The following is a 9165-nucleotide window of genomic DNA, read 5'->3' as shown; positions in this document are numbered from 1 at the left end:
GCCCTGGCCGGACAAGAAGGTCTGCATCATGATCGCGAAGATCTACCACGAGACGGTGAAGCTGGACGAGCCCGTGGGCGACCGGAAGATCGTGGGCACGGACGGCACCGGGATCCCGCTGGAGAAGGCGGGCGCGCGGCTGCCGGAGACGTCCGGGGCGCGGTAGTCCGCACGCTCCGGAACACATGAAGGCGGCGGCCCTGTCGGAGGGGGCCGCCGCCTTCACCGTCGTACGGATTCGGCTGGATCTCGCGGACGCAGCCGGCGTACGGACTTAGTTGAACGAGTCGCCGCAGGCGCAGGAGCCCGTCGCGTTCGGGTTGTCGATCGTGAAGCCCTGCTTCTCGATGGTGTCGACGAAGTCGATCGACGCGCCGCCCAGGTACGGGGCGCTCATGCGGTCGGTGACGACCTTGACGCCGTCGAAGTCCTTGACGACGTCTCCGTCGAGCGAGCGCTCGTCGAAGAAGAGCTGGTAGCGGAGGCCGGAGCAGCCACCGGGCTGTACGGCGACGCGCAGCGCGAGGTCATCGCGGCCTTCCTGCTCGAGCAGGGCCTTGACCTTGCCCGCCGCGGCGTCGGACAGGAGGATGCCGTCGCTGACAGTGGTCTTCTCGTCCGATACGGACATCTGCTTCTCTCCCGGTTTGTACGGAGACTGCTTGCCGAGGGTTGAAACCGGCGGGGCCCCGGATTCATTCCGGGTCGAGGCCATGTCTTTCCACGGCTTCTCTCTTCATGCTCGCACACCGTCCGAAGGACGGGCGCCGCTGTCCTGGCTCCGAGTCCGGGCGCGGCCGTCCACCCACCACTGCGGCGACGGCGAATTCGTCACATCGACACTATGGACATCGTCAAAGTGACGTGAAGCGGTTATGATAGATAGCGTCATTTCGACGAAAAGCGTCTCCGCAGAATAGTCCGCAGAAAAGAAAGGGTGTGTGACGTGACCACCGCCCAGCCCCTGGATGTCCAGCCGACGCCGCTCGCCCTCCTGCTGCTCGGCCGCGAGGCCGACCCGAAGAGCGAGCGTGGCGTGGAGTGCCCGGGCGACCTGCCCTCGCCGTCCGACCCGGACCTGGTGGCGCGCGCCCGCGCGGCCAAGGAGAAGCTCGGCGACAAGGTGTTCGTCCTCGGCCACCACTACCAGCGCGACGAGGTCATCCAGTTCGCCGATGTGACCGGTGACTCCTTCAAGCTGGCGCGCGACGCGGCGGCCCGTCCGGAGGCCGAGTACATCGTCTTCTGCGGTGTGCACTTCATGGCCGAGTCGGCCGACATCCTCACCGGCGACGAGCAGAAGGTCGTGCTGCCCGACCTCGCGGCCGGCTGCTCCATGGCCGACATGGCCACCGCCGAGCAGGTCGCCGAGTGCTGGGACGTGCTGACCGAGGCCGGCATAGCCGACCAGGTCGTACCCGTCTCGTACATGAACTCCTCGGCCGACATCAAGGCCTTCACCGGCAAGCACGGCGGCACCATCTGTACGTCGTCCAACGCGAAGAAGGCCCTGGACTGGGCCTTCGAGCAGGGCGAGAAGGTGCTCTTCCTGCCGGACCAGCACCTCGGCCGGAACACCGCCGTCCGCGACATGGGCATGTCCCTGGACGACTGCGTCCTCTACAACCCGCACAAGCCGAACGGCGGCCTGACCGCCGAGGAGCTGCGCGACGCGAAGATGATCCTGTGGCGCGGCCACTGCTCCGTGCACGGCCGCTTCTCGCTGGACTCGGTCAACGACGTACGCGAGCGCGTCCCGGGCGTGAACGTCCTGGTGCACCCGGAGTGCAAGCACGAGGTCGTCGCCGCAGCGGACTACGTGGGCTCGACGGAGTACATCATCAAGACCCTGGAGGCGGCCCCGGCCGGCTCGAAATGGGCGATCGGCACCGAGCTGAACCTGGTCCGCCGCCTGGCGAACCGATTCGCCTCCGAGGACAAGGAGATCGTCTTCCTCGACAAGACGGTCTGCTTCTGCTCCACGATGAACCGCATCGACCTGCCCCACCTGGTGTGGACCCTCGAGTCCCTGGCCGAGGGCAACCTGGTCAACCGCATCGAGGTCGACAAGGAGACGGAGAGCTTCGCCAAGCTCGCCCTCGAGCGGATGCTGGCGCTGCCGTAGCGGATGCGGCCGGCACCGTCTGCGGCTCGCACCGAAGGAGCGGGGCACCCCCACTGTGGGGGTGCCCCGCTCCGGTGTTCGTGGCGCGCGCCCTTTCACAGGCACAGCAGTTACACGCCCGCGGGCTCCTTCGCCTGCGGCGGGACCGGGGCGTCGCCCGTCTTCGCCGCCCGCTTCGCCGCCTTCTTCTTCGCTCGGCGCTCCTTGCGGAGTTCGACCATCGCGTAGAGGGTCGGGACCAGGAGGAGGGTCAGCAGGGTCGAGGTGATCAGGCCGCCGATCACGACCACCGCGAGCGGCTGGGCGATGAAGCCGCCCTGGCCGGTGACGCCGAGGGCCATCGGGAGCAGGGCGAAGATCGTCGCCAGGGCCGTCATCAGGATCGGGCGGAGCCGGTGCCGGCCGCCCTCGACGACCGCCTCGACGACGCCCAGGCCCTGGGCCCGGTACTGGTTGATCAGGTCGATCAGCACGATCGCGTTGGTGACCACGATGCCGATCAGCATCAGCATGCCGATCATCGCCGGGACGCCCATCGCGGTGCCGGTCGCCACCAGCAGGCCGATCGCGCCGGTCGCCGCGAACGGGATCGAGACCAGCAGGATCAGCGGCTGGATCAGCGACTTGAAGGTCGCCACCAGGAGCATGAAGACGATCGCGATCGCCGCGAGCATCGCCAGGCCGAGCTGGAGGAAGGCCTCCGACTGGTCCTCCGAGACGCCGCCGATGGAGGCGGTCGCGCCCTCCGGCAGGTCCAGGGCGTTGATCTTCGACTGGAGCTCGGCGCTGACCGCGCCGGTGTTGTCGCCGGTCGGCTTCGCCGAGATCGTCGCGGCGCGGGCGCCGTCGATCCGGGTCATCGAGACCGGGCCCGGAACCAGCTTCACCTCGGCGATGTCGCCGAGCTTCACCGGGCCGAGCGGCAGCGCCTTCAGCTCCGCCATGGTCTTCGCGGGCTTGGCCGAGGTGATGACGACGTCGCGCTCGGTGTCGTCAAGGATCGCCGTGCCGGCCGGGGTGCCGCGGACCGCCTGGGCGACGGCCAGGCCGAGGGTGGTGTCGTTGAACCCGGCCTCGGCCGCCTTCGGGGTCGCCCTGACGGAGATCCGCGGGACGGACTGCGCGAGGTCGCTCTGGACGTCGGTGACGTCGTCGAGCTTCGCGACCTCGGTGCGGACCGCCTCGGACGCCTTCTTCAGGACGTCCCCGTCGGCCGCCTTCACGACCACGCTGAGGTCCTGGTTGTTGAAGCCGTCGCCGGCCGCGATCGTGGTGTCGCCGATGCCGTCGAGCTTGGCCAGCTCCGCGTCGATCGCGTCGCGGGTCTTCTCGTACGAGGCGGAGTCCGCCAGCTTCACCTGGTACGAGGCCTGGTTGGCGCCGGTGCCGCCGCCGAAGGCGGCCAGGAAGCCGGACGAGCCGACCGTGACCTGGTAGTCCTTGACCCCGTCGGTGGAGGACAGGACCTTCTCGACCTTCTTCGCGGCCTCGTCGGCCGCCGCCAGGCTGGTGCCCGGAGCGAGCTCCTGCTTGATGCTCATGACCTCCTGCTCGCCCTGGTCGAAGAAGTTGGTCTTCAGGAGGGGGGCCATGCCGAAGGTGCCGACCAGGACGACGATCGCGAGCGCCACGCTGGTGAGCCGGCGGCGGGTCGCGAAGCGCAGGACCGGGACGTACAGACGCTGGAGGCGGCTCTTGTTCTCCTTCTCCTCCGCGAGGCGCCGGGCCTCGTCCGGGTCCGCCGACGTGCCCTTGGGGGCGCGCAGGAACCAGTACGAGAGGACCGGGACGACCGTCAGGGAGACGAGCAGCGAGGCGAGCAGGGCGGCCGTGACCGTCAGGCTGAACGAGCCGAACAGCTCGCCGACCATGCCGCCGACCAGGCCGATCGGCAGGAACACGGCGACCGTGGTGAGCGTGGAGGACGTGACCGCGCCGGCCACCTCGCGGACCGCGGTGAGGATCGCCGCCTGGCGCTCCTCGCCGTAGCCGAGGTGCCGCTTGATGTTCTCCAGGACCACGATCGAGTCGTCGACGACCCGGCCGATGGCGATGGTGAGCGCGCCCAGGGTGAGCATGTTGAGCGAGAGGTCGCGGGTCCACAGCACGATCAGCGCGAGCACCACCGACAGCGGGATGGAGACCGCGGTGACCAGAGTGGAGCGGATCGAGGCGAGGAACACCAGGATCACGATCACGGCGAAGAGCAGGCCGAGCGCGCCCTCCGTGGTCAGGCCGGAGATGGACTTGGAGACCGCCGGGCCCTGGTCGGAGACGACCGTCAGCTCGGCGCCCGTGCCGAGGTCCTTGCGGAGCTCGGGGAGTTCGTCCTGGACGGCCTCGGAGATGGCGACGGCGCTGCCGTCCTTGTCCATGGTGGCCATCACGGCGAGGCTGGGCTTGCCGTTGGTACGGGTGATGGAGGCCCGCGCGGACTCCTCCTGCTTCACCGTGGCCACATCGCCGAGCCGGACGGGCTTGCCCGCCTTGCCGGGCGCGCCGGCCGGCGGCGTCAGGCGCAGCTCCTGGATCTGCTTCAGCGAGGTGTAGCCGCCGCCGACCTGCACGGTGCGGCTCTTGCCGGCCTCGGAGAACGCGCCGGCCGGGATCGTGGCGCCGCCGGCCTTGAGGGCCTCGGCGAGCGACAGGGAGTTGAGCCCGGCGGCCGCGAGCTTGGCGTCGTCGGGGGTGACGGAGACCTGGAGGTCCTGGACGCCGTCGACCGAGACCTGGCCGACTCCGTCGATGTCCTCCAGCGCCGGGACGACCGTGCGCTGCAGCTGGTCGGCCAGGGCCTGCTGGTCCTTGTCGGACGTGACGGCGAGGACGACGGTCGGGATGTCGTCCGTCGAGCCGGCCACGACCTGCGGGTCGACCGAGTCGGGCAGCTGGACACGGGCCCGGTTCACGGCCTGCTGGACGTCGGCGACGAGCTGCTTGGTGCCCTCGTCGCCGTAGTCGAAGGTCGCCATGATGACGGCGTTGCCCTCGGAGGCGGTGGCCGTGATGCCCTTGATGCCGTCGACGGCCTTCAGGGTGTTCTCGAGCGGTTCGACGACCTGCTTCTCGACCACGTCGGGGGAGGCGCCCTGGTAGGGGGCGAGGACCGAGACCATCGGCAGTTCGATGGAGGGCAGCAGCTGCTGCTTCAGCTGCGGGATGGCGATCGCTCCGAAGACGATCGCCACGATCGACATCAGCCCTATCAGGGCCCGTTGCGCGAGGCTGAATTTCGACAGCCAGGACATGGGGTCTCTCTTCTGTGGCGTACGTACGCAGGCAGCGGGCCCCGCCCGAAGACCTCAGTCAGGAACCCACTCATACCCTCGTCCACGGAGCGGAACGTTCCGTCGCCCCCAGGTCCAGATCCTTATCCCGCGCATACCGCGTTCGGAGTACGCCGGACGCCCGGGCTACTCCACCCTTGGACGTACCAGGCCCGATTCGTACGCGATGACCACCAATTGCGCCCGATCACGTGCGCCCAGCTTCGCCATCGCCCGATTGACATGCGTCTTGACCGTGAGCGGGCTGACCTCCAGGCGGTCGGCGATCTCGTCGTTCGAGTGGCCGCCGCCGACGAGGACCAGTACCTCGGTCTCGCGGGTGGTGAGCGCGGAGAGCCGCTCCGAGTGCGCGCGGGTCCCGTCGCCCGGGTCCGCGCCGCCGCCCTGCGCGAGGAACCTGGCGATCAGGCCCTTGGTCGCGACCGGGGACAGCAGGGCCTCGCCGGCCGCCGCGATCCGGATGGCGTTGAGCAGCTCGTCCGGCTCCGCGCCCTTGCCGAGGAAGCCGGACGCGCCGGCGCGCAGCGACTGCACCACGTACTCGTCCACCTCGAAGGTGGTCAGCATGACGATCCGCACCGCGGACAGCTCGGGGTCGGCGGTGATCATCCGGGTCGCGGCGAGGCCGTCGGTGCCCGGCATCCGGATGTCCATCAGGACGACGTCGACCTGCTCGGAGCGCGCCAGCGCGACCGCCTGCGCGCCGTCGGCCGCCTCGGCCACGACCTCCATGTCGGGCTCGGAGTCCACCAGCACCTTGAAGGCGCTGCGGAGCAGGGCCTGGTCGTCGGCGAGAAGTACCCGGATCGTCATGCGTTCTCCCCCGTGCGGACCGTCACCGGCAGTATCGCCTGCACGCGGAAGCCGCCGCCGTACCGGGGGGCCGCGGTGAGCGTGCCGCCGAGTGCGGTGACGCGCTCGCGCATCCCGACGAGGCCGTGGCCGCCGGTGTCGACGGGCTCTGCGGCGGCCGGCTGCGGGGCGCCGTCGTCGAGGACGGTGACCTCGACGGTACGGCCCACCCGGACCACGCTGACCTCGGCCTTGGCGTCCGGCCCGGCGTGCTTGCGCACGTTGGTCAGCGCCTCCTGGATGATGCGGTACGCGGCGAGGTCGACGGCCGCGGGCAGCGAGCCGTCCTCGTCGGCGCGGGCCAGCTCGACCGGCAGGCCGGCGTTGCGGAAGGTGCCGAGGAGCTCGTCGAGGACGGCGAGGCCGGGGGCCGGCTCGGTGGGCGCCTCCGGGTCGCCGGACTGGCGGAGCAGGCCGACGGTGGCGCGCAGCTCGTTGAGCGCGGACCGGCTGGCGTCCCGCACGTGTGCGAGGGCCTCCTTGGCCTGGTCGGGGCGCCGGTCCATGACATGCGCGGCGACCCCGGCCTGCACGTTGACCAGGGCGATGTGGTGGGCGACCACGTCGTGCAGGTCGCGGGCGATCCGCAGCCGCTCCTCGGCGACCCGCCGCCGGGCCTCCTCCTCGCGGGTCCGCTCGGCCCGCTCGGCGCGCTCGCGGATGGCGGCGACGAAGGCCCGGCGGCTGCGCACCGCGTCGCCGGCGGCGGCCGCCATCCCGGTCCAGGCGAAGAGCCCCAGATTCTCCTGCGTGTACCAGGGCGACTTGCCGAAGAACATCGCGGCGCCGGTCAGCACGGTCATGGTCAGCACGCCGACCCGCCAGGTGGTGGGGCGGTCGGAGAGGGAGGCGACGGTGTAGAGCGCGATGACCGCGCTCATCGCGACGGGCGCGGCCGGGTCGGCGACGACGAGCTCGGCCAGGCTGACGGAGACGGTGGCGGCGAGAACGGCCCGCGGGCTGCGCCGGCGCAGGACGAGCGCGGCCGCGGCGAGCACCATGAGCGCCACGCTGGCGGCGGCGGGGCTGCGGTTGCCGAAGGTGGGGCCGTTGGGGCCGCCGTGCGGGTCGGCGAAGGACCCGGTGATCATGCAGACGAGCACGGCGAGGGCGAGGCCCGCGTCGAAGGCGGTGGGATGCGCGCGGAGCCAGTCCCGACTCCGGGAGAGCCCGCTTCCGATGGACGTCACGTCGAGCAACGGTACGGGGTGCGCGCGGCAGGGGGCACCGGCCCGGGCCTGGAAGGGGTACGGGTACGGCGCACGGACCAGGAACGGCGCACGGGCCGGGAACGGGCGCGGCGCCCCGCCGCCCGGGTGGGGCGGCGGGGCGCCGTGCGCGTGGGAGTGCGGGCCGGCCGGGCTCAGCCCGGGATCAGTCCGTCGTCCGAGAGCATCTCGCGGACCTCGTCGAGCGTGGCGTCGGGTTCCGGAAGGATCAGCTCGGAGGGTTCCAGCGCCGCGTCCGGCAGCGGTTCGCCGAGCCGGCGGATCGCGTCGAGCAGAGCGCCCAGAGTTCGGCGGAAGCCTTCCTCGTCGCCGCGCTCCATCTCGGCGAGCAGTTCGTCGTCGAGCTTGTTGAGTTCGAGAAGGTGGCTGTCCGCCACCCTCCACTGACCCTCCCCCATGATCCTTACGATCATGACGAGCCGTCCTTACTGCGAGTCGGGGGTACCGCTGCCAGGGTTACCGCTTGCCAGGGCTACTGCTTGTCGAACTTCGGGTGCGAGGACTGCTGCGAGGACTGGGACTGCGCCTGGTCCTGCGGCGTACCGCCCTCGATCGCCTGCTGCGACGCGGACGGCCCTCCCGCCAGCTCCGCCTTCATCCGCTGGAGCTCCAGCTCGACGTCCGTACCGCCCGAGAGGCGGTCCAGCTCGGCCTGGATGTCGTCCTTGGCGAGCCCGGACTGGTCGTCCAGGGCCCCCGAGGCCAGCAGCTCGTCGATCGCGCCCGCCCGGGCCTGCAGCTGGGCGGTCTTGTCCTCGGCGCGCTGGATCGCCACGCCGACGTCGCTCATCTCCTCCGAGATGCCGGAGAAGGACTCCGCGATCCGGGTCTGCGCCTGGGCCGCGGTGTACGTCGCCTTGATCGTCTCCTTCTTCGTGCGGAAGGCGTCGACCTTGGCCTGCAGCCGCTGCGCGGCCAGCGTCAGCTTCTCCTCCTCGCCCTGCAGCGTCTGGTGCTGCACCTCGAGGTCGGTCACCTGCTGCTGCAGCGCCGCCCGCCGGGACAGCGCCTCGCGGGCGAGGTCCTCGCGGCCGAGCGCCAGCGCCTTGCGGCCCTGGTCCTCCAGCTTGGCGGACTGGCCCTGGAGCTGGTTCAGCTGCAGCTCCAGGCGCTTGCGCGAGGTCGCGACGTCCGCGACGCCCCGGCGCACCTTCTGCAACAGCTCCAGCTGCTTCTGATAGGAGTAATCGAGGGTCTCGCGCGGATCCTCGGCCCGGTCAAGGGCCTTGTTTGCCTTCGCGCGGAAGATCATCCCCATACGCTTCATGACACCGCTCATGGGCCTCGCGCGCCCCCTTCATTCAGCTCGCCAGCACACCTCTACAGACCCCACAGTACGGGCCCTGGTTCCATTACCCCACTGTTCTGTTGCGGATGCGCTCATCCTTAGGAACGATCACAGTTCGATGACCTCAGGCCCAGGGAGTAGGTGAGGGGCTGGGGGTCTCGTCGGCGAGCACGTAACCTTGGAGTCGTGTTCCGACGTCGTTCCCAAAGCGAGCAGACCGCGTCCACCACTGTGGTGGACGACCGGCAGCCCCGCGACCCGCAGGCTCCCAAGGGCCGCCCCACCCCCAAACGCAGCGATGCCCAGACGCAGCGCCGCAAGGCGGTGACCGCACCCACCGACCGCAAGGCCGCCACCAAGCAGGCCCGTGAGGCCAGGCGCGCC

At 70.5% G+C, this 9165-nt stretch carries 8 protein-coding genes; 2 read left to right on the top strand and 6 right to left on the bottom strand.

The window, feature by feature from the left end; all coding sequences use genetic code 11:
* Nucleotides 1-274: 274 nt before the first annotated feature.
* On the bottom strand, nt 275-631 hold the full coding sequence (locus VIU94_RS42650; RefSeq protein ID WP_331920743.1) for a HesB/IscA family protein: 357 nt from the start codon (nt 629-631) through the stop codon (nt 275-277).
* Nucleotides 632-946: 315 nt separating this feature from the next.
* Between VIU94_RS42650 and nadA the strand changes: the two genes are divergently transcribed.
* Nucleotides 947-2125, top strand: a complete 1179-nt coding sequence (gene nadA, locus VIU94_RS42645; RefSeq protein ID WP_524540673.1) for a quinolinate synthase NadA — start codon at nt 947-949, stop codon at nt 2123-2125.
* A 110-nt stretch (nt 2126-2235) separates the two neighbouring features.
* Here the strand turns inward: nadA and VIU94_RS42640 are convergent, their stop codons facing one another.
* From VIU94_RS42640 to VIU94_RS42620, 5 genes are all read right to left on the bottom strand, one after another.
* Nucleotides 2236-5373: an efflux RND transporter permease subunit gene (locus tag VIU94_RS42640; RefSeq protein WP_331920739.1), complete on the bottom strand. Its 3138-nt coding sequence runs from the start codon at nt 5371-5373 to the stop codon at nt 2236-2238.
* 165 nt (nt 5374-5538) lie between these two features.
* Entirely contained in the window at nt 5539-6225 is a 687-nt protein-coding gene (locus VIU94_RS42635) for a response regulator (protein ID WP_331920737.1), read from the bottom strand.
* Complete coding sequence (locus VIU94_RS42630) at nt 6222-7463, bottom strand: sensor histidine kinase (protein WP_414721108.1); 1242 nt, start codon at nt 7461-7463, stop codon at nt 6222-6224. Before VIU94_RS42630 ends, VIU94_RS42635 begins: the two co-directional genes overlap by 4 nt.
* A gap of 164 nt (nt 7464-7627) precedes the next feature.
* Entirely contained in the window at nt 7628-7906 is a 279-nt protein-coding gene (pspAA, locus tag VIU94_RS42625; protein ID WP_331920733.1) for a PspA-associated protein PspAA, read from the bottom strand.
* A 59-nt stretch (nt 7907-7965) separates the two neighbouring features.
* Nucleotides 7966-8772: a PspA/IM30 family protein gene (locus VIU94_RS42620; protein ID WP_331920731.1), complete on the bottom strand. Its 807-nt coding sequence runs from the start codon at nt 8770-8772 to the stop codon at nt 7966-7968.
* A gap of 195 nt (nt 8773-8967) precedes the next feature.
* Here VIU94_RS42620 and VIU94_RS42615 point away from each other — a divergent pair.
* Nucleotides 8968-9165: DUF3043 domain-containing protein (locus VIU94_RS42615; protein WP_331920729.1), on the top strand; the 198-nt coding region annotated here is incomplete at its 3' end.

The organism is Streptomyces sp. (genome assembly GCF_036566765.1).
Taxonomy (GTDB): domain Bacteria; phylum Actinomycetota; class Actinomycetes; order Streptomycetales; family Streptomycetaceae; genus Streptomyces.
The sequence above is the reverse complement of the archived record's forward strand: the minus strand, read 5'-3'. Positions and strand labels throughout refer to the sequence as shown.

What these genes read in the sequence shown, in the direction of transcription:
- VIU94_RS42650 (WP_331920743.1), bottom strand. Translation starts at nt 631, where the DNA reads ATGTCCGTATCGGACGAGAAGACCACTGTCAGCGACGGCATCCTCCTG.
- VIU94_RS42640 (WP_331920739.1), bottom strand. Translation starts at nt 5,373, where the DNA reads ATGTCCTGGCTGTCGAAATTCAGCCTCGCGCAACGGGCCCTGATAGGG.
- VIU94_RS42635 (WP_331920737.1), bottom strand. Translation starts at nt 6,225, where the DNA reads ATGACGATCCGGGTACTTCTCGCCGACGACCAGGCCCTGCTCCGCAGC.
- pspAA (WP_331920733.1), bottom strand. Translation starts at nt 7,906, where the DNA reads ATGATCGTAAGGATCATGGGGGAGGGTCAGTGGAGGGTGGCGGACAGC.
- VIU94_RS42620 (WP_331920731.1), bottom strand. Translation starts at nt 8,772, where the DNA reads ATGAGCGGTGTCATGAAGCGTATGGGGATGATCTTCCGCGCGAAGGCA.